We start from the raw sequence: 20,419 nt of genomic DNA, 5'->3' as shown, positions 1-20,419 counted from the left end.
AGCTTTTTGATTACTTAACTTATATGTTGCAAATCTAAGGTCAAGATTGAAGATAATTGGGGTGTTAAATAGACATTTTAGCGGGTTGATTTGGACAGGGTGATTTCTTTATTTTTGTAACAAAAGATCAATGCAATGAAACATTTAACCATACTTGTTCCAGATGGGGAAAATAATTTGAGTAGTATAGTTGGTGCCTATAAGATTTTCACCAGAGCTAATGCATACTGGAAAGAAAAAGGGAAGGGTGAATTATTCAAAATTGAATTGGCCGGCCTTTCTGAAAAGGTAGATTTCCATGGCGGTTTAATTACTGTGCAACCACATACCCATATATCTGCGATTACTAAAACAGACCTCATTGTCATTCCTTCACTAAATCATAATTTTCGGAATACGGTGGAGACCAATAAGCCTTTGATTGAATGGATTGAGAAGGGCTATAAGAACGGTGTGGAAATAGCCAGTATCTGCACAGGAGCTTTTTTGCTTGCTTCATCAGGCTTGCTCAATGGAAAAACCTGTTCTACACATTGGGCATTTGCAGACACATTCAGGAATATGTTTCCTGAAGTGAAGGTACAAACCGACAGGTTGATTACTGATGAAAATGGTATTTATACAAATGGAGGAGCCTATTCATTTCTGAATCTTATTATCTATTTGGTTGAGAAATATTATGATAGACAAACGGCAATTTTTTGTTCGAAAGTATTTCAGATTGAAATGGACAGACAAAGCCAATCATCCTTTATTATATTTTCTGGACAGAAATCACATGGTGACGAAATAGTGATGCAGGCTCAAACCTATATCGAAAGTAACATACATGAAAAAATATCTATTCAGGATTTATCATCGAGACTTGCAGTAGGCAGACGAAATTTTGACAGGAGGTTTATTAAGGCAACAGATAACACACCTGTGGAGTATATTCAGAGAGTTAAAATTGAAGCGGCTAAAAAGGCGTTTGAAACAAACCAAAAAACGATTAATGAAGTGATGTATGAAGTGGGTTATTCAGATACAAAGGCATTTCGTGAAGTATTTAAGAAGATCACTGGATTGTCTCCTTTGGAATATAGGAGCAGATATAATAAGAAAGCAATTAGTTGAAGATTTTGTACTAGAAAGGTCTTCGCCTAAATTAGGTCTAATTTTGCAAAATGGTTGGCTCCCCCACAAATTGATAGTGGTTTGTGAGAGATAAGCATTGTATTTTTTCGTTTACTGGGATATTTCCAAATTGTCAAATCCAAACCTCCCGCTTTTCCAAAAACGCAATATTTTTTTCATGGAATTCAGTTAATAAAAATTTTGGTTGATACATAATCAACTACTTTAATTTCATCCATTTTCAAGAAGAATAATTCGATAAATAGGGATTTGAAATTATTCATTATCAGAGTTTTAATCTTTTTTGATTTAAAAAATCATTTAAGGGCTTTCATCTAAGTCTCACTCAAAAATTCCTTAACATTTCATTAACACAACCAAGTCTAATTTAACAAATCTGTAATAGAAGCGAACTCAAGAGGTAACACTAAATGGTCAATTTTGCTGTCAGTAAATAACCATAAAATAAAGTTATGAAAGTAAGATTCTCTTTACTCCTATTGCTCATCCCAATGTTCGTATTAATCACGTCATGTGATAAGGACGATGAACCAGCTGATCCGCCAACGATTACTGTGGTTCCGGGTACTGTATCTGCAAGAGCAGGTCAGACATCTGAAGTTGGTCTTAGCGTAAATGCTCCAGCTGGTATCTTAAGTATTACAGCTTCTGGTGCAGACGTAAGCTTGCCAAGTTCATTCAATGGAAACACATTCAATGGTGCCGTAGATGTAACTATCCCTTCTACAAGTGGTAATGTTACATTCACAGTAACCGATAACCAAAATCGTACTGCTACTGCAACACTTGGTGTTACTGTAGAAGCTAATCCAGCTCCAACATTGACTGCTCCAGGTGGAAATACTGTGCTTTCTGTAGCTGTTGCTTCTGAAGCAAGCCTTACAATCTCAGCTTCTGCTGCTGATGGTATTGCTGATGTAACTGTAGCTGTAAGTGCAGGTACTCCAGGTACACTTACTAAAAACTTCACTGCTGGTGATTTAGGTGGTTCAGTAACTTATGTTTATACTCCTGCTGTCACTGTTTTGGGTCAAGCTATAGTGCATACTTTCACTATCACAGATTCTGACGGACAGACTTCAAACTTAGCAATCACTACCAACGTAACTCAGCAAGTTGTAAGAGTTCGTGATATCAATGGTAATGGTACAGGTACTACTACTTGGACGAAAGACAAGATTTATGTAATCGAAGGTTTTGTATATGTAAATTCAGGTGATTTACTTACTATCGAACCAGGTACTGTAATTAAAGGTGCTCCAGGTCAAGCAGAAAATGCTTCAGCTCTAATTGTAGCTAAAGGTGGTGCCATCGATGCAGAAGGTACTGCAGCTGAGCCAATCATATTCACAGCTGAAGCTGATGATCTTTCGAGAATTGATGACCTTCCAATCAATGCTCGTGCATTGTGGGGTGGTTTGATTATACTTGGTGATGCCCCAATCAACCACGCAAACTCTCAAACTCTAATTGAAGGTTTACCTTCATCTGAATCTAGAGGTATCTACGGTGGTAGCAATGAGAACGACAACTCTGGTGTATTGAAATACATTTCACTTCGTCACGGTGCTACAAACATTGGTGCTGGTAATGAAATCAACGGTTTGACTATGGGTGGTGTAGGTAATGGTACTCAAATCAGCCATATCGAAGTTTGGGGATTTGATGATGACGGATTCGAGTGGTTCGGTGGAACAGTGAATACTTCTTACCTAGCTTCTCTTTACAATCAAGATGATTCTTTCGACTGGGATTTCGGTTGGAGAGGTCAAAACCAATTCTGGATATCATACCAAGAGCCAAGCTTTACTGCATCTGATCGTGGATTCGAAAGTGATGGAGCTCATAGTGGCAACTTATCTGCAGCTGTATTCTCTCAGCCTCAAATCTATAACTTAACGATGATCGGTCAAGGTACTGGCGGCAACAATGCAAACGCAATGTTTATGACTGAAGGAACGGGTGCTTTCATCCATAATTCAATTGTAATGAACTTCTCTAGAGGTATCAACTTGACTACAGTTGGTTCTGCTGGTGGAAACTCTCGTGATCGTCTTGCAAATGGAGACTTAGTATTCAAAAACAACATCTTCTACAATATCGGTACTAACACTACTTTAGATTATGTTGCTTCTGGTGATGGTGTTACTCCTTATGCGCCACTAGTGTCTCACTTACAAGCGAATGACAACATTGTTGGTAACCCTGAGATTAGCAGTATTGCAGCGGGTAATTTCAATCCTTTACCAGCTGCGGGTGGTCTAGTATTTACTCATAGCCGTTCTGCAATACCTACAGGTTCTGTTAATGGTTTTACATACCAAAACGTGAATCATATTGGAGCATTAGGGTCAACAAACTGGATGCTAGGAAGCTGGACAGCTGCTGAAGCTTACGGTATACTTAAATAATCTGAACGTATATATTTTGATGAATAGAAGCACCTTGTGAAAAGGTGCTTCTTTTTACATTTTAAGAACCCCAAAAAAATGAAAAAATTAACCACTTTATTACTCATTTTGACTGCCATGGTTATCAGTCAGAATGTACTTGCGCAAAAGGGCATATTAAGAGGAAGTATCATCGACGATGAAACTGGTGAACCATTGATTGGTGCTTCAATAGGGATTGCCGAATTGGGCATAGGTAGTGGTACCGATCTAGATGGTAAATTTAGTATCAACAATATTGCGCCTGGTACTTATACTGTTCAGGCTTCTTATGTTTCATATACTTCTCAAGTAATCGAAGGAGTGGAGATCAAGGATGGAGAAGTAACAATTATTAATGTTCGATTAAAAGGAGAAACGTTAGGCTTACAAGAAATCGTGGTTTCTGCGCAGGCAATTCGTAACAATGAAAATGCGCTACTTACGGTGCAAAAGAAATCTTCTTTGGTATTAGATGCCATTGCTTCTGATCAGTTTTCTCGCTTAGGCGATGCAGATGCAGCTGCTGCGATGCAAAGAGTAACGGGGGTTTCAGTACAAGGTGGAAAATATGTTTTTGTAAGAGGTTTAGGAGATAGATATAGCAAAACAACACTTAACACAGCCGAAATTCCTGGTTTGGATCCAAATAAGAATACAGTTCAAATGGACTTATTTCCAACCAACTTGATCGACAATATTGTCGTTTACAAGACCTTTTCACCAGAACTTCCAGCTAGTTTTACTGGTGGTTTGGTAAATGTGAATACCAAAGAATTTCCAGAAACCTTTACCCTACAAGCTTCATTTAGTGGCGGCTACAATACCAATGCAAGTTTCAATGACAAATACTTAACTCATGATTTGGGAAAAGGTCACGTTGGTGGTTTCAAAGACGAACGCAGAATCTTACCTAACGATTTGAAAGATGGTGTTCCCGCATTTGGCTCTGTATTCAACGATCCAGCTTTAGCAGCTGAACTAGATAGAGATACAAGATCTATTCGTACGCCTATGGGTCCTGAGACTAGCCAAATGCCTATGAATCATTCCGCTTCATTCTCATTAGGTAATCAGGTAACGTTTTTGGGTAAAGATCTGGGCTTTATCGGTGGAGTTACTTACAGCCGTTCTTATGAATATTATGAAAATGGAAGTACAGGCCGTTTTCTATTACCGGGTACTGTCGCTGAAGAAAGTCTAGCGCCACTATACCTTTTCAATGATCGTATGGGTAAAGACAATGTGCTTTGGGGAGCATTGTTCAATACAACCTTGAAAATAAACGATCGAAATAAAATTGGTCTTAATGTAATGAGAAATCAAAGTGCCGAAGGCTCTACTAGGTTTCAAGAAGGTTTGTTCCCTTTTAATGCGGGAGGTGAAGATGACAGTAGAATAATCCAAGCAAGATCATTGCAATATGTAGAGCGTGTACTCAATAGCGCTCAACTGAAAGGTAGTCATTCTTTTGGCTCTACTGGAGCTGTTAACATGGATTGGATATCTTCAGCCACGCTTTCTTCTCAGGAAGAGCCGGATTTACGTTTCTTCAACAACCTTGCTGAAATACTGATGGAAGGAGATACAGCTTATGATGCATTATCTAATAACGTAAAACGTCCAAGCCGCTTTTTCCGCTCTATGGAAGAAAGGAATTTTGATAATAAGCTAAACTTCGAAATTCCAATTGTGATGGGTGGTCGTAAAGGTTCTAAAATTAAGTTTGGAGCAAGTTACACGTACAAAGAAAGAGACTTCGATGAGCGTGTATTCGAATACATCAATGGCCCAAGCACTACATTTTACAACAATAATATAGACGATTACTTTAGTGATAGTAATATCGGTAAGCTAGGTGATGCCAATTTTGATTTTGGATTATACCTAAGAGAGCAACCTTCTACAGGTACATATAGCGCCAGCGAAGCAATTCCGGCTGCCTATATTATGGGTGACTTAATGATTACTGAAAAATTGAGAGCAAGCTTTGGTACTCGTTTCGAACAAACAGATATCAATCTTGAAATGGGTGATGCTTCTTTGGCAGACTCTATCAGATTAGCTTCTTTGCAAAGAAATGATTTGTTGCCGGCTGTCAACATCACTTATAACTCAAGTGAAAATTCAAATTTCAGGTTTGCTTATGGTCGTACCTTAGCTAGACCTACTTTCAGAGAATTAGCTCGTTTTGCTACCTTCGATTTCCTTGGTGACTTCCTATTGCTAGGTAATCCAAACTTGGAAAGAACCACCATCGATAATATCGATTTCCGTTGGGAAACATTCCCAAGCTCAGGTGAGATTATCTCCATAAGTGCATTCTACAAAAACTTCCAAAACCCAATCGAAAGAGCGATAAACCCGCTTACAAATGATTTGGCATTGGAATTTAATTTCAGAAATGTACCTACGGCAAGAGTAATGGGTGTAGAATTCGAAATTCGTAAGAGCTTAGAAGCACTTTCTCCAAGTTTGAAAGATTTCAAATTGGGAACCAATGTAACGTTGATCAACTCAAGAGTGGATATTTCAGAAGGTGAATTAAGTCTTATTCGCTTGAACGACCCGGAAGCAAAATCATACCGCCCACTTTTTGGACAAGCTCCATATATCATCAATGCCTACATCAATTACGAAAATCCATTTAGCGGTTGGAGTAGCAATGTAAGCTTTAACGTATCCGGTGAGCGTATGACAGTGGTTTCTGTAGGCGGTACGCCAAATGTATTTGAGCAGCCTAGAGCCATGCTCGATATGAATGTGAAGAAGAACTTAGGAAGCCGTTGGTCTGCAAAATTCTCTGCAACTAACTTGCTCAATGCAGAATATAAGTTTACACAATCATTCAACGACAAAGCTTATATCTATCAGAACTCACAAATTGGCAGCACTTTCTCATTAGGATTTGCTTACTTGATCGAATAGTAAAAGCCAATATAACAGCATAAAAAAACCGACGCTCAGTCGGTTTTTTTATGCTCAATATTTTTTGCTTATTCAGCCTTAAAATATATCTGAAATCTCACATCACCATTCGGATCTTCCAGTCGATTATAAAAGTGAATCGTCTTAAAGTTCTGTACATCAGACCAACGCAAATTCGATCGAGGATTTGACACAGTTGGTGTCATAGGCTCCAAACCAAACAAAGCTAATGTAGAAGGATCGAATGGAAGCGGCCCGGCATTATGGATTACTATATCTTTGGATAATTTTTCAGGCTCTAAATATTGGATTTCCAAACCTTTCTCGCCGTACCATTGTGTATATACAGGAATCGTCACCACATATTGCGTATAGGCTGAATCGGGCTCACCCAATATTTCAATCATCTGTTCGGGTGTTTTATTCACCATTTCAGGTATATTGAAGATAAGTGAATCTTTCTCCTTCAAATTGTCCTTTTGCTCGCAAGCTTGTATCAGGAAAATGGATAGAATTGATAGGGATAAAATGGATTTTCTCATTTTGCTAATAATTAACATTTTGAATGGGTGGCAAGTTAAAAAAAGGCAACATCAAATTATTTGAAATTAGATTATGAAAATATTAATAACTGGCGGAACAGGCATGATTGGTCTTAAATTGAGCCGACTCCTTCGCAATAAAGGTCACCAAGTTTATCACCTAAGTAGGAGCAAGCGGGAGAATGATGAGTTTCCAGCTTTTATCTGGGATTTGAATAATGGCTATTTGGAAGAAGGCGCATTAGATGGCATGGAAGCCATCGTACATCTTGCAGGTGCAAATGTAGGTGAAGGCAGATGGACAGCCTCCCGCAAAAAAGCAATCATGGATAGCCGTACACTTTCAGGCGAGCTATTATTGACCCATATTGCTAAGCAAAACAAGAAGCCTAAGCTTTTCATTTCCGCATCAGCTGTAGGTTATTATGGAGCTTATACCGGGGATACTTTATTAACCGAATCTTCACCCGCAGGCAGCGATTTCCTCGCCAATGTTTGCGAACAATGGGAAAGTAAAACTGCACCTATTGAAAACATGGGTATCCGGCTGGTAACCTTGCGAATTGGTGTAGTATTGAGTAGAGAAGGTGGTGCATTACCCAAAATACTTGAGCCTCCAGTGGCAGCAACTATTGGCTCAGGCGAGCAATATATGAGCACCATTCATATTGATGATTTGGTGAATATATTTCTCTTTGCCATAGAAAATGAAAGCCTGAGTGGAACGTACAATGCCGTAGGGCCGGAGCCAATTAGCAATCGTAATTTTACCCAATTGGCAGCCAAAGCAGCAGATAAAGTATATATACCGATAGCAGTTCCGGGATTTTTGCTTAAAATTGCCCTTGGTGAAATGAGTCAGATTGTGCTGGGTGGCAATAAGGTCTCTTGTGATAAATTGCTTGAAGTTGGATTTCAATTTGAATTTCCCAGTGTAAAAGAGTCACTGAGCGATTTATTTAGAACTAAATAATCAAAGGCACGTTTTTGTTAAGGCTCATTTCTGTAATTGAATGAGTATAATTGGATATAATTTTTTTTGATAATTGATATGGCAACTAATAACGATATACCTCAAGTAAGTAAGGAAGAAGAAGATAAAATTAGAAGAGCTTTTAAGGAGAGAGATTGGAATGAGATCAAAAGTGCTGATTCATGGGTGATTTTCAAGGTATTGGCAGAATTTGTAGAGGGCTTTGAGAAATTAGGTAAAATTGGCCCTTGTGTTACCATTTTCGGATCGGCACGTACACCAGATACGCATCCATATTATAAAATGGCAGAGGAGATTTCTGCCAAATTGGTGCGTCATGGCTATGGAGTAATTACGGGTGGTGGTCCCGGTATTATGGAAGCAGGCAACAAAGGAGCGCATAGCGAAAATGGGAAGTCTGTTGGCCTCAATATTCATTTGCCTTTCGAGCAGTTCAACAATATTTATATTGATCAAGATAAGTTGATCACTTTCGATTATTTCTTTGTGCGTAAGGTGATGTTTACCAAATATTCGCAAGGATTTGTCGTACTTCCTGGCGGTTTCGGCACTTTCGACGAATTGTTCGAAGCACTTACGCTGATTCAAACACGGAAAATTGGCCGATTCCCAATCGTTTTGGTTGGTGAGGAATATTGGTCTGGATTAATAGAATGGATCAAAGGCACCATGCTTGAGAAGGAGAGCTTTATTTCACCTGAAGATCTGTATCTTTTTAGTGTTGTAAGTAATGCTACTGATGCTGTTAAGGTTATTGACGATTTTTATTCCAAATATCTCCTTTCGCCAAACTTCTAATAGTAAGATTAGCATTGCGTGCTTATCTTACTATTATTTCCACTGAATTTGGCTGAAGATGAAGAATAATCTCCGTGCATTGTTGCAGATTTTACCTTGGGTATTTTTGCTTGCTTATATAGGTTTCAAGGAATTTGGTTCGCCTGATACGCCTGTGATTTATGAATTGCAGCCACAAATCAATGTGAACGAACCTGCAGAGGAATCGAATTCTACAGAGGAGCTTTCTGCCACTAAGCCTGCCACTGCTGCAGCATTTACCAACGCACAATCTTGGACCTTGCCCAACGATGTAAATTTCGCAGGTGAAGTTGTAGATATGGGGGTTTGGGATATACGAGAGCGTTTTGATCGTGAGCTGCATATCAATACCTATTGGCACAACAACACTATATTTATGATCAAGCGAGCCAATCGTTGGTTGCCTGCTATCGAGCCTATTTTGGCAAAGTATGGTGTTCCAGATGATTTTAAGTATTTGGCCATTATCGAAAGTGATTTGATGAATAAAGTCTCTCCCGCAAAAGCGGTTGGTTTTTGGCAATTGTTGGAAGGCACTGCCAAGGAATATGGACTAAAAGTTACTCGTGATGTGGACGAGCGATACGACCCTATCAAAGCTACTGAGGCGGCATGTAGATATTTGCTCAAAGCGTATGAGAAATTCGGTAGTTGGACGATGGTGGCGGCTTCTTACAATCGTGGAATGGCTGGGATGCAGCGTGCTATCGAAGATCAAAAAGAAGCTGATTATTACCGATTGCTATTGAATGATGAAACCTCCCGCTATTTATTTAGAATTCTGGCTTGCAAAGAAATCCTCAGCAGTCCAAGCAAGTATGGGCTGATTATCCAACCTGAGCATTTGTATCAGCCACATACTTACAAAGTGGTAACTATTGATGATGATATCAATGATTTAATCTCTTTCGCCAGATCTCAAGGTATTGATTACAAAACACTAAAGCTGTACAATCCTTGGCTTCGTAATGACAAATTAAGTGTTCGCCGCGGGGAGCTATACGAAATCAAAATTCCTTTGTAGTCTGGGTGATACGTGTAGAAAGATAATCCGCGCCAATCTGCGCTATCCGCGGGCAATTTTTTTTCTCCCGCAGATTACGCTGATATACGCAGAAAGATAAACAGCAATGGAAACCGTGGAGGAGTGCAGAAGAAAGTAGCTCAAACCTTTGCGTCAATTGCGGATAAAAAGAATTTTTAACGCAAACACAGAGTGAATACGCAGGGTGCGCAAAGAGGAACCCAAAACCTTAGCGCTTTGCGTGAATCTTTGCGACAATGCGGTTAAAAAAAGAAGAATTTAAACGCAGGGAGATGCGCCAAGGGAAGACGCTGAGTTCGCAGAGCAGAAACCAAAATCTTTGCGGCCTGGCGGCTCTGCGAGAAAAATTCTCTCGCCAAGTTGCACAAGACGCAAAGGAAATAATCTTCGCACATCAACAAAGAAGTCACAGGTGAGGCACAACGCATCTAGCCTATGGGAGGATATTTATTTTTATCTCTTTTAAATCTTAAGGCATTGATTGCAAACACATAAACTGGATAATCCATGACTTCGTAGAGGCAAATTAACCGTTCATCGTATGGAGCTTTACGAAATAAAAATTCCTTTGTAATCTGGCTGGAAATACCTCCATCATGATTCAAAAACTCTATCGTTTTTCTATTCCTGCCACAAGGGTTTTCCTTGGTTTAATTTTCTTCACTGCCGGCATGGCTAAGCTATTTGCCGATCATAAGTTCCCCGGCTTGATTGGGCCGGTTTGGCTAGAAGAGCGACTTGCCGAGCATAATCTTGGCTTGTATGCTCGCTTTATTGCTTGGAGCCAAGTGATAGCAGGGCTCACCCTTTTATCTCAACGATTTGCCACTTTGGGTGCCATCCTTACTTTCCCCATAATTCTCAATATATGGGTAGTTACCGTGAGCTTGGAGTGGCAAGGCACACCTTATGTCAACTTTGTACTTATACTCTTAAATCTCCATTTACTGATTGCAGACTTTCCTAAGTTGAAATTTATTCTAAGCCAAAACGTAGAGGAGCTGAAAGCAATACCGCTCAAAAGACGATCTGCAAAGGCAGATGGCTTCTGGGCTTTGGGTGTTGGGTTGATTTTTTTGGCTGTACTATTATCAAATTGGAGCCTCACCCTTGGCTATATGGTAGTTGCGGGAGGGTTTTTGATGATGATAAGTGGGTGGTGGTTTTTTGATAGGGGTAGAAAATAACTGAAAACTAATAGCTCACATCCTTATTAAAATAAAGTCATTTAATGGCATAGTACAATTATTCCATTTGTCTTTATTTTAATCCACTTGCAGGTGTAATTTCTCATTGATTCAATTTTAAGGGTAAATATTTAGAATATTTCGTTAATTGTATTTGTGGCGAATATACTTTAACCAAATTAATTTTATTCTTATGCCCTTACTCACAAATAGATCGATCTCCAGAGATATGAAGCTATGGCTTGAAAAAAAGTTAGCAGTTCAATTATTATTAATTTTTGCATCTGGCATATTCTTATTTTCTTCATGCTGTGGCGAAGAAATTGATCTTTCGAGTTTTTTGGAAGCTCCCGAGCAACCTTATCAGGAAGAATATGAATTGGTTTTGGTAGATACGTTTTCTATTGTAGTACCTGATTCTGCTGATTACAATCCACATGTGAAGCTTCTTTATAAAGATTCATTACTTTACACACTTTCGATCAAAAATAGATGGTCCTTAGATGTATATGATTTACCTAATCATAAATATGTGAAGCGAATAAGCTTAGATCCAAATTTTTATAAAGAGAGTTTAGATAATTTCAACTTATTTGAGGATGGAAAAATACTTGCAATAGGCAGTATTCCTTATATAAATCTTTATGCAATAGAGAAGGATGGTACGCCATTGCAAACCTTTGATTTTGGAAAGATAGGACTTTTTCCAAGTCAAACTATTGAAATTTATTCCGCTGTAAATCCCTCTTATTTTTCAGGAGCATTTCCTCTGATAGTAGATGAAAGTCAAGTTGTTTTATCATTCACCATACCTGAGGCTTTTTATAAATACTACCCTGATGCATCCAAGGCTGCACATGTTGCATTGTTCAATTTGCAAACCAAAAAATTGGAACACTATTACGAAACACCAAAGAATATTTATTCAAGTGTAAAAAGTTCTGCTTACCCTACTGACTTGGCTTATGCTAGAAAAATGTTAAAAGGTGATACTTTGTTGGTGACCTACCCGATGGATCATTATGTATATGGATATAATGTAAATTCCAGTGAGTTGCTCTTTAAAAAACCAGTATCATCAAAGTATATAAGTAAACTACCGGCTCCCTTAGGTAGAAGTGAGTATAATGATAGAGAACTCAGTTGGGATTATCGAATTAGTGTCCCTTTTTATGAAGGAATAAACTACCACGCAGGGGTGAACTTGTACTCAAGAGTTATTCACCATGATATGATAGCCAGAATGCCAGATGGCAAAAGAAATAAAGGCGAAAATCGCAGTTCATCTATAATTATATTGAATGAAAATTTTGAGAAGATAGGTGAAACCTTAATTGAAAAAGCACAATTTGGTGTTTTCAAAAACTTACCCATTGCTGATGGCTTCTATGTTGGTTCAGAAACTGTACATCATAGCTCTGATGATGAGTTTATCATTAAGTATAAGTATGAGTTTAGAAGGGTTGAGTAGGGTATTATTTAATAGAAAAGAGAAATTGAATTTATTATGAGGTACTTAATTTTAGTGTTAGTTCTTAGTTCATGCGCAACTAGAACCGAAAATTTAAGTCAATATTTGGTTCACCAAAAGGGGGCTTTTCAGAATAAATTTACCCTAAGCCTAACCGATACAATATCTATTGAAGTGCCTGATAGCGCATATAACAACCCAAACCAAGTAGCTATTTTCGGCAATGAGCTTGTTTATTCAAAGGTATATGCATCACCTTATGATATAGACATTTACAATATTTTAAAACAAAAATATATTAGAAGGATAAAATTAGATAAAAATTTAATCAAGGGAAGTCCTAGTTCATTGAATGTATCTTCTGAACAATCAATTGCCTTCGGTATTGCAGGAACGGCAGCGTTATATCTTATGAATCCAACCAATGGAAAAATTGAATCTTTTGATTTTTCTGATGTAAATCTTTATTCTAAGGAAAAGCCCTTCATGAATGCAGTCTTCCCTTCACTATTTAGTGATTACAAATTCAATTTTGCTGATAATGAAAATGTCATCGTTAGTTTTATTATCCCAGAATCATTTTTGTTAAAGGATTTTTCCATTCATCATGTTGCGAAGATCAATATTGATAATCATAAGGTTGAGGTCTATTATGAAATGCCAGATAATATCTATTCTAATATGCGTAACTCAGCATATCCATCTGACTTAGCGTTTGCGCGTACACTTATCAAGGGGGATACACTATTAGTTACTTACCCGATGGATCAATGTATATATGGATATAACATAAATTCTCCTGAGATCATATTTAAAAAGCTTGCAACTACAAGTGAGTCTGTTGCATTTCCTGCACCCCTTTCAAAATCTGATTATCGGGATAGGGAAATTAGTTGGGAGTTTAGAATTACTACACCTTTTTTTGAATCGCTTAATTACCATGAAGGGAGTAAATTGTTTACCAGAATTTTGCATCATCCACAACCTTCTGAAAACATTGATGGTACCAGGCACGATGGAAAAAATAGAAAGCTTTCGGTGATAATACTGGACGAAAACTTAAACAAGGTTGGAGAGACAATATTAGATAATGAGCAAATGGCCGTATTAAAATCTATACCTTTGGATAATGGCTTTTTAGCAGGCCCATATAGCAGTTTCCATTCAAATGAGGATGAATTTATATTTAAGTACCTATTTAAGTTTAAAGAAGTGAAATGAGAAAGATTCGCCAGTATCGAACAGCCATTGGCAAGCCTATTTTTATCCATACTTATGGGTCTCAATTAGTATATGGTAAAATAGCAAATGATCCTGAAGTGCAACTTATTGCCGACTATGTAGCTAAAAAAGTTGGGTAGGTTGCTATAATCCACTTAAACTAATTTTTTATGTTCTCTGTCATTAAAAACGACCAATCATCACCTATAAAGAACTTTTAGGTGATATAGAAAATCTAATTAATAAGTAGACGCCAGAACTTTCTAAATTATACTTGAGGGTATGATTACTCCTTTACCAGAACGTTTTGGGATGTGAAATTTAATACATAGCATAATAGTCATTTCTTATAGAGAATATCACCATGAGAAAAATTTATCTCCTCGCGATACTTGTTATATATATTGTTAGTTGTGAATCGCCACAGAATACTGAAACTTCCACAGAAGTACCTCTGGATAATAGTGTTGAAAAGTTCGAGATTAAGGAAGTACAAACTCAGTATATTCATGTTGGTGAAAATTCATCTAACATCCCTCATCAGTTTGCGCTATTCAATGATTCTTTATTATACACACGAACCATGTTTACTCCATACTCTTTTGATGTATATAATCTGAATGAGGGTAAATTTTCTAATAGGATCGAACTTGATAAGAATTTAATGAAAGGAAATCCACATGGGTTTAACATTCAATCTGATGGATCATTTATGACTAGTGGATTAGGTACATCTATTATCCAAAAGTCAAATGAGGATTTTACAAAATTTGATATCTATGATTTCTCAAACGTGAATATGTATAAAGGTAGCAACAATACAAAAGCATCATTTCCTGCTGGTTTTAAAGGCGCTACTTTAAATATGATTGATGAAAATCACTTACTAGTAAATTTCTGGATTCTTCCTAAATACGACGGTGGTCAAAATCAAGCCCATGTAGCATTGTTAAATATGAGAGATTTGACTGTAGAAAGATATTATGACATTCCTGATAATGCCTATACTAAATCCGAATCTAGATCTTATACAAATGACTTAGCTATGGCATATTGTACAATAACTGATGACACCTTGTTGGTTAGTTATCCAATGGATGATATGATTTACGGATATAATCTGAATGAGTCTGACATTAAATTCATAAAGGATGGCAGCTCTAATCAAAAAATTGATATACCTGCACCACAAACACGTGCGGAAAATAATGATCGCCAATTAAGTTGGGATTTCCGAGCTTCAACTCCTTATTATAGTCCACTATATTATCACAGTAATAAGGAACTGTTCACAAGAATTTTAGCCCATCCATTCGATCTTGAATATGTTGATGGTAAAATGGTAACAGGAAGAGCTAGAAAGTTGTCAGTACTTATTTTTGATAAGCAGCTGAACAAAGTTGGAGAAACTGTTTTGGATAATACTCTTTTTGATATTTTTTACCATGTTCCTACAAGTAATGGGTTTTTTGTTGGTCCTAGCTCAGAATTTCTCAATGAGGAAGATAGCCTAATCTTCAATACCTATTTTGAGCTTATAAAGACTAATTGAATATGGTCCTATGGCTTTTGGTTAATGATTCAAAGGGTTTAATATACTAATACTAGTTTATGTAAACTATTACAAAAGACATAAAAAAAATACTAATAGCAATAATATCGGGACTTTTAATCATTGGATGCAATGAAAGCAGTTTAGACGGTAAAAGTGATTTAGTAAAAGTTGAATTCAATCAAATACTGGCTGACGAGCTTTCAGAAATGCTCATAATAGATCAATTGGCTGCTAGCAATGCATATCCTCCTGAAAGTCATTCTCATTTAACACTGGAAGAATGGAAGACATTTAAGGATAGTGTTTTTACAGGAAATCAAAAAAGAGTTAAAGAGATTTTTGAAGAATATGGATTTGTAGGGTATGACTTGGTTGGAGAAGAGAAGAAGGGTCTAATAATTTTTGGTTGATAGTTCAGCATTCGGATAATCATCCTGAATTTCAAGAGGAGATTTTAGAGAAAATGAAGGTTGAAGTAGAGAGACGAAATGCAGACTCTCGAAGCTATGGCCTTTTAGTTGATCGAGTTAAGTTGAATACTGGGCAAGCTCAAATTTATGGAATTCAAGTAGACTACAATATGGAAATATGTCAAGCTTTTCCTAGAAATCTAGCTGATAGTGCAAATGTAAATAAAAGGCGAAAGGAAATTGGTCTTGAGCCGATAGAAGAATATTTGAATAGCATGACGAGAATGAACTTTGAAATGAATAAGGAATACTATGCTAAAAAAGGAGTATTGGAGCCAAAACTTTACAAGATAAACTAAAGGGCATCAAACAAATAATTGAGCATGTCCATTCATTCCTAAGCCGTAAGACTTGTGTTTTTAGCATATCCAGTAGATATCCACTTAGCTCAAGTCAAGTTATTTGCTCAATAAGGCTGATATGGCCAAACTTCTTATTCCTTTTGGGTAACTCGTTGTGAAATTTCTAAAAACCAATTATTTGCTTCTATTTGTCCGCAATCAATAGTACTTTTTTATTGTCATTGGTAGTAACTTCGTTAAAGAACTTATTTATAGCCTCATGCGATTCAGGACTATATACTCCTTCTTTGATCAAGAAATCTCTTTTGTAGTAAATAACATTATCCTTGACCGTGATATTCATTTTAAATTCTCCAAATGGCTGAATAATCTCAGCTGCATCAGGCATGTATTCCACTGAATATCCTTTAGGAATTTTAAATGCCACTGAGTCTACATAGTGATGGGAATATCTGAATTGAATGGGTGTTTCTCTGTTTTGTGTATTTGAAATTGACTCAACCTCAAATTTGGCAAAATTCAATGGGATAAACATTCTGTTTCCTGTCTTAGAAGCGATATTCCTTATGGTAATTTCAGATTCTAAATTGATGGAGGGGATCTTATCTTTATTTTGAGTAAACTGATAATTATTAATTTGAAAATCAGAAATGTCAATATTACGAATTAGCCATTCTTTTTGGTTTTTATCATTGAAAGTCAAAAAAGTAGATAGTCCATTATAATCAGATGCTAACCCTATAAATTCTTTTTTTATGATCGCGTTGGCATTGCCCTGTATGTCCAGGTCTATTTGAAAATTACTGATGATTTTGTTTTCTTCTGACCCATAATTGGGGGTTTCTACAATTTTACCAATATTATCATTTATCAATAATACTTTTCTATTTCCAGTGAATTTGCCTAAATATCCAAATGGGTTCGATTGACTTGTGCATTCTAGCCAAGTGGTATCGTTTTCCATTGGGACTGCTAAGATTACATGATTAAAGGTCATGCTAGGGAATTCCTCATTCAATATTGTCGCTTCTTCTCCAGCATTGACCAAAGCAAGGTGGGAGTCTATTCCAATTGAGTTAAGCAAAGATTTCATATAGTTTGTGAGAGCCTTACAATCACCGTAACCCATTTCATCTACTGTTGAAGCTGGGAAAGTTTGATATCCACCAATACCAAGTTGTATACTTACATACCGGGTTCTTGATTGCATATATTCATAAACTAGTTTGATCTTTTCTTCCGTAGAGTTGGTTCCATTGACTAAATGGTTAACTTCTTCCTTAGTTTTTGTTGATATTGCATCTCTGCCGGCATTTAACTGCGTTTGCCATTTTGCAATTCCACTCCAAGTAGACATATCACCTTCATAACCCTCATAATTAAACTTGGATGGGCTGAAGTAAACAATTGGAATTTTTGACTCAAAGCCATTGCTGTAGGGTTCAATACTAATCGGCTTGATGTTTTTTAATTCCCAATGATAACTGGTAAGATTTTGTGATTTAGTCTTACGGTAGCTATTCTTTGCCATATTAACTTCCAAGAAGTTTGGCAGTAAATGTTCGGGAGCGGAAATGGTGTATTCTGATTTTTGGACGCCAATAGATTCTCCCTTAACAGAAATCCAATCAGGAATATGGAATAAATAAAGAAACTCAACTTCAAACATTACTTCAATTGTATAGGGGTATTCCTTTTGACGTAAGTCTAAGCCTTTTATCCTATTATCTTCATATAAGGAAGCGCCAGAAATATTACTTTGATCGATAACATCTTTGGATTTTGACTTATAAATTACTTCTCCATTTTTATCATAGACTGTGGCATTAAAGCTTAAAACTTTTCGTAATTTATCATAAGAGATCGCCTTCACTCCTTCATTTGCCGCTTTTGGATTTAGAATTGTAACTACTTGATGAACCCTGAAAAGGGCCCCATCTATTTTTTCAATTACAAATTCGGTCTTATCTAACCTGTAAACCGCGTTGGAATTAGTTAAAAGCTCGATAGGGATATCGCTTACAGGATATTTATTAATTGTGCTTGATGAGCTTTCAAAACTAAATAATATCAAAAAAATGATTAGGGCTAGTCGTATCATTTTATAGCTCTTTTTTAAGTACAATTTGCTCCGCTTGCTTACTAATTATCTGAGAGAAAAATTCCTTTAAATAGAAGTATTGCTCAGGCTGAAATTCAACATTATTTATAGAGATTTTTGACGATAAAGTAATGTAATCTCCTACATGTTGGACGCTATATATAAACGATCCACCATTATCAGGTAATGCAACGCCCATTTGTTCAGGAGCACTATCCAAGATGTAGCCTTCAGGTATTTTTATTCTATTGACAATGACTTCTTCAATTGGTGTGCCGAAGTAAATGGGAAAAAGACGTTCATCAGATTTGAAAGGATTGTCTTTAGTTTGTCCAATGGGGATTGGGTTGAAAAATATAATTTCACCCATACTTTCTGCGATGTTGTCTGTTTCAAAGCTTATATTCTCAAGTATAGGCTTTTCAATTTCATCTACCCCAGTGATCTCATGCTCTTGGATTTCCCAATTTGAAAACTTATTTGCAAAATCCTCTTGATACTCTTTAAGTTTTAAGGAATGATTTTTTCGGAAGGTAATCGCTTCATAGCCTGTTAATGTCTTTTTAACTGAGCCTTGTAATTTGCCATTTTCATCTAATTCAAGATTTGAGTAAATAGCTTGAATATTTTTTATGTTTGGCTTTAATTCTACCCATCTGAAATTATCGGTGGTTATGACCATGCCACTCCCATTTAATGATGATTTGTCAAGGACATTAAATGGAAGATGTTTTTTGCTTGCATCTAACAAATACTCTTTTTCACCGTCCTTCACTAGACAAATTGTTTGATTAAAATTTCTTGGAATAGGGTGAGTAGGATTTATTTTACCATTTTCTACGGTGCTTAGCATTACGGGCTTGGCTTCAAACCCTGCTTGATTATACATCGCAATTAAAAGACAATTTATTTCATAGGGATATGCTTTCCTTAATGAATGTAGTCGTCTAAGACCTTCTGCCATCACTGTTAGGTCTACTTCATAGTTGTCTCTTACGAATCTATAAATATTAGCAATCTTCTCTTCATTGGTAGTGGCTCCCTGCGTTGCTTTCTCTATGTCTTCGTCTAAAAAATTATTCTGTAATAATCTTTTTCCATAGATTTCACCTTCAGCATACTCTTTACTTAATTGAGCATGTGTAGAATGAATATAAGTTTCAACAAAAGTATTGGGAAACCTTGTGCCGGCTAGTTCAAATTTGATTTTGGAAATATAATCAGCTTGACTTGAAATGTATGGTTCAACTTTAAATGCAGGGACATTTTTAGCGATAAATTTTTCAACATTAAGACTGAACTCAGCCTGTTTGTAATACCCGCTTTCTATAGATCTTGAGTAATCCAGAGGAACTACATATCCTGATTGAGTTTTTATATAATTAAAGTATTCCGGTAAAGAAACTTTGTATTCACTATGTAAAATCGGGATTGATCTTTGAAAATACCAAGTGTTCAAGCTAGACCATGTCCCATAGTTAATTGTATATACGTAATCAATGATTGACCCTTCTTTTACTTCGGGGAAGGTGAATTTTACTTGTTTTACCTCATCAGTGACTGATTCAGTAAAGACATCCTTCCTATTAACTTCTGATTCTATTACTTTTCCATTGACTAAATTAAAGGTGGATGCCTTTAAACCTTTTATGTCATCTTTTACAGACATTGGAATAGTAACATTTGCTCGATCAAACTCAGAGCTATTTAGTATTTTTATTCTTATATGATTTTCTAAGACAATTCGAAAGTCATGATCAAAAGTTGTTTCACCAAACTCAAGTATAACAATAGCGCCAGCTGATGAATCTAATTGAAATTCAGATATCTCAAAGTCAGAAGGTTCAATCTTACCAAATTTTAATGGACTATTTTGACCTACAGCAGTTACTGAAATTAGTATTGCAAAAATCAATACTGAAATATTTTTTTTCTCGGGTACTCTCATTGTTGAAACTGATATTTGATCTAGTATTACAATTTTAATAGTTTTATTCTAATTAATGAAAAATTAGTTAATATTTTTCTGCTTCAAAATCTTGGAATAACAAATTAATCTAAGGTTTTATGTCAAAAAGACTAATGGAAAAAATATTAGAAATTAGTTTTAAAATAAAAAATGTTTATTTCATAGCGCCTTAAGTGTTGTTGATGCAACAAATGGCGTTTATCATAGCAAGGTTAGATGAATTGCCTATAACTAATCTTCACAATTCAT

The 20,419-nt window shown here is 36.4% G+C and carries 16 protein-coding genes; 13 read left to right on the top strand and 3 right to left on the bottom strand.

Translation table 11 applies throughout. The features are described 5' to 3' along the window. Positions 1 to 135: 135 nt before the first annotated feature. The 3 genes from ACOXY8_RS07935 to ACOXY8_RS07925 all read left to right on the top strand — a co-directional run bounded on the left by ACOXY8_RS07935 (position 136) and on the right by ACOXY8_RS07925 (position 6,494). Positions 136 to 1,116, top strand: coding sequence for a GlxA family transcriptional regulator (locus ACOXY8_RS07935; protein WP_458331033.1), 981 nt, complete (start codon positions 136 to 138; stop codon positions 1,114 to 1,116). Positions 1,117 to 1,589: 473 nt separating this feature from the next. Continuing rightward, positions 1,590 to 3,548 (top strand): hypothetical protein, encoded by a 1,959-nt coding sequence (locus ACOXY8_RS07930; protein ID WP_458331032.1) that lies wholly within the window; start codon positions 1,590 to 1,592, stop codon positions 3,546 to 3,548. Between the two features lie 78 nt (positions 3,549 to 3,626). Next, complete coding sequence (locus ACOXY8_RS07925; protein ID WP_458331031.1) at positions 3,627 to 6,494, top strand: TonB-dependent receptor domain-containing protein; 2,868 nt, start codon at positions 3,627 to 3,629, stop codon at positions 6,492 to 6,494. Positions 6,495 to 6,562: 68 nt separating this feature from the next. Here ACOXY8_RS07925 and ACOXY8_RS07920 read toward each other — a convergent pair whose 3' ends face one another. Continuing rightward, on the bottom strand, positions 6,563 to 7,036 hold the full coding sequence (locus ACOXY8_RS07920) for a hypothetical protein (protein WP_458331030.1): 474 nt from the start codon (positions 7,034 to 7,036) through the stop codon (positions 6,563 to 6,565). A gap of 73 nt (positions 7,037 to 7,109) precedes the next feature. Between ACOXY8_RS07920 and ACOXY8_RS07915 the strand changes: the two genes are divergently transcribed. The 10 genes from ACOXY8_RS07915 to ACOXY8_RS07870 all read left to right on the top strand — a co-directional run bounded on the left by ACOXY8_RS07915 (position 7,110) and on the right by ACOXY8_RS07870 (position 16,097). Further along, the gene (locus ACOXY8_RS07915) at positions 7,110 to 8,009 is read left to right on the top strand and encodes a TIGR01777 family oxidoreductase (RefSeq protein ID WP_458331029.1); all 900 of its coding nucleotides are present in this window, start codon (positions 7,110 to 7,112) and stop codon (positions 8,007 to 8,009) included. Between the two features lie 78 nt (positions 8,010 to 8,087). After that, entirely contained in the window at positions 8,088 to 8,828 is a 741-nt protein-coding gene (locus ACOXY8_RS07910; RefSeq protein ID WP_458331028.1) for an LOG family protein, read from the top strand. Between the two features lie 58 nt (positions 8,829 to 8,886). Then, positions 8,887 to 9,873, top strand: a complete 987-nt coding sequence (locus tag ACOXY8_RS07905) for a transglycosylase SLT domain-containing protein (RefSeq protein ID WP_458331027.1) — start codon at positions 8,887 to 8,889, stop codon at positions 9,871 to 9,873. Between the two features lie 617 nt (positions 9,874 to 10,490). Continuing rightward, the gene (locus ACOXY8_RS07900; protein WP_458331026.1) at positions 10,491 to 11,081 is read left to right on the top strand and encodes a DoxX family membrane protein; all 591 of its coding nucleotides are present in this window, start codon (positions 10,491 to 10,493) and stop codon (positions 11,079 to 11,081) included. 193 nt (positions 11,082 to 11,274) lie between these two features. Then, positions 11,275 to 12,552: a DUF4221 family protein gene (locus ACOXY8_RS07895; protein ID WP_458331025.1), complete on the top strand. Its 1,278-nt coding sequence runs from the start codon at positions 11,275 to 11,277 to the stop codon at positions 12,550 to 12,552. 36 nt (positions 12,553 to 12,588) lie between these two features. Continuing rightward, the gene (locus tag ACOXY8_RS07890) at positions 12,589 to 13,773 is read left to right on the top strand and encodes a hypothetical protein (RefSeq protein ID WP_458331024.1); all 1,185 of its coding nucleotides are present in this window, start codon (positions 12,589 to 12,591) and stop codon (positions 13,771 to 13,773) included. Beyond that, positions 13,770 to 13,913 carry a hypothetical protein gene (locus ACOXY8_RS07885; protein ID WP_458331023.1) on the top strand — a complete coding sequence of 48 codons (144 nt, stop codon included), beginning with the start codon at positions 13,770 to 13,772 and terminating at the stop codon, positions 13,911 to 13,913. Before ACOXY8_RS07890 ends, ACOXY8_RS07885 begins: the two co-directional genes overlap by 4 nt. A gap of 224 nt (positions 13,914 to 14,137) precedes the next feature. Next, positions 14,138 to 15,325 (top strand): DUF4221 family protein, encoded by a 1,188-nt coding sequence (locus ACOXY8_RS07880; RefSeq protein ID WP_458331022.1) that lies wholly within the window; start codon positions 14,138 to 14,140, stop codon positions 15,323 to 15,325. A gap of 209 nt (positions 15,326 to 15,534) precedes the next feature. Continuing rightward, positions 15,535 to 15,738: a hypothetical protein gene (locus ACOXY8_RS07875; RefSeq protein ID WP_458331021.1), complete on the top strand. Its 204-nt coding sequence runs from the start codon at positions 15,535 to 15,537 to the stop codon at positions 15,736 to 15,738. Continuing rightward, on the top strand, positions 15,735 to 16,097 hold the full coding sequence (locus tag ACOXY8_RS07870; protein ID WP_458331020.1) for a DUF6624 domain-containing protein: 363 nt from the start codon (positions 15,735 to 15,737) through the stop codon (positions 16,095 to 16,097). Before ACOXY8_RS07875 ends, ACOXY8_RS07870 begins: the two co-directional genes overlap by 4 nt. A gap of 187 nt (positions 16,098 to 16,284) precedes the next feature. On the opposite strand, the gene ACOXY8_RS07865 is transcribed toward ACOXY8_RS07870, so the two are convergent. Both ACOXY8_RS07865 and ACOXY8_RS07860 read right to left on the bottom strand, forming a co-directional pair. Continuing rightward, a complete protein-coding gene (locus ACOXY8_RS07865; RefSeq protein ID WP_458331019.1) occupies positions 16,285 to 18,201 on the bottom strand; it encodes a DUF3857 domain-containing protein in 1,917 nt (638 codons plus the stop codon). A 1-nt stretch (position 18,202) separates the two neighbouring features. Continuing rightward, positions 18,203 to 20,149, bottom strand: coding sequence for a DUF3857 domain-containing protein (locus tag ACOXY8_RS07860; protein WP_458331018.1), 1,947 nt, complete (start codon positions 20,147 to 20,149; stop codon positions 18,203 to 18,205). Between the last annotated feature and the right edge of the window lie 270 nt (positions 20,150 to 20,419).

This window comes from Peijinzhouia sedimentorum, assembly GCF_049340005.1.
GTDB lineage: Bacteria > Bacteroidota > Bacteroidia > Cytophagales > Cyclobacteriaceae > CAXBDP01.
This window is presented reverse-complemented; position numbering and strand designations above follow the sequence as displayed.

What these genes read in the sequence shown, in the direction of transcription:
- ACOXY8_RS07910 (WP_458331028.1), top strand. Translation starts at nt 8,088, where the DNA reads ATGGCAACTAATAACGATATACCTCAAGTAAGTAAGGAAGAAGAAGAT.
- ACOXY8_RS07915 (WP_458331029.1), top strand. Translation starts at nt 7,110, where the DNA reads ATGAAAATATTAATAACTGGCGGAACAGGCATGATTGGTCTTAAATTG.
- ACOXY8_RS07860 (WP_458331018.1), bottom strand. Translation starts at nt 20,149, where the DNA reads ATGAGAGTACCCGAGAAAAAAAATATTTCAGTATTGATTTTTGCAATA.
- ACOXY8_RS07865 (WP_458331019.1), bottom strand. Translation starts at nt 18,201, where the DNA reads ATGATACGACTAGCCCTAATCATTTTTTTGATATTATTTAGTTTTGAA.
- ACOXY8_RS07900 (WP_458331026.1), top strand. Translation starts at nt 10,491, where the DNA reads ATGATTCAAAAACTCTATCGTTTTTCTATTCCTGCCACAAGGGTTTTC.
- ACOXY8_RS07875 (WP_458331021.1), top strand. Translation starts at nt 15,535, where the DNA reads ATGCTCATAATAGATCAATTGGCTGCTAGCAATGCATATCCTCCTGAA.
- ACOXY8_RS07925 (WP_458331031.1), top strand. Translation starts at nt 3,627, where the DNA reads ATGAAAAAATTAACCACTTTATTACTCATTTTGACTGCCATGGTTATC.
- ACOXY8_RS07935 (WP_458331033.1), top strand. Translation starts at nt 136, where the DNA reads ATGAAACATTTAACCATACTTGTTCCAGATGGGGAAAATAATTTGAGT.
- ACOXY8_RS07905 (WP_458331027.1), top strand. Translation starts at nt 8,887, where the DNA reads ATGAAGAATAATCTCCGTGCATTGTTGCAGATTTTACCTTGGGTATTT.
- ACOXY8_RS07890 (WP_458331024.1), top strand. Translation starts at nt 12,589, where the DNA reads ATGAGGTACTTAATTTTAGTGTTAGTTCTTAGTTCATGCGCAACTAGA.
- ACOXY8_RS07895 (WP_458331025.1), top strand. Translation starts at nt 11,275, where the DNA reads ATGCCCTTACTCACAAATAGATCGATCTCCAGAGATATGAAGCTATGG.
- ACOXY8_RS07885 (WP_458331023.1), top strand. Translation starts at nt 13,770, where the DNA reads ATGAGAAAGATTCGCCAGTATCGAACAGCCATTGGCAAGCCTATTTTT.
- ACOXY8_RS07930 (WP_458331032.1), top strand. Translation starts at nt 1,590, where the DNA reads ATGAAAGTAAGATTCTCTTTACTCCTATTGCTCATCCCAATGTTCGTA.
- ACOXY8_RS07880 (WP_458331022.1), top strand. Translation starts at nt 14,138, where the DNA reads ATGAGAAAAATTTATCTCCTCGCGATACTTGTTATATATATTGTTAGT.
- ACOXY8_RS07920 (WP_458331030.1), bottom strand. Translation starts at nt 7,036, where the DNA reads ATGAGAAAATCCATTTTATCCCTATCAATTCTATCCATTTTCCTGATA.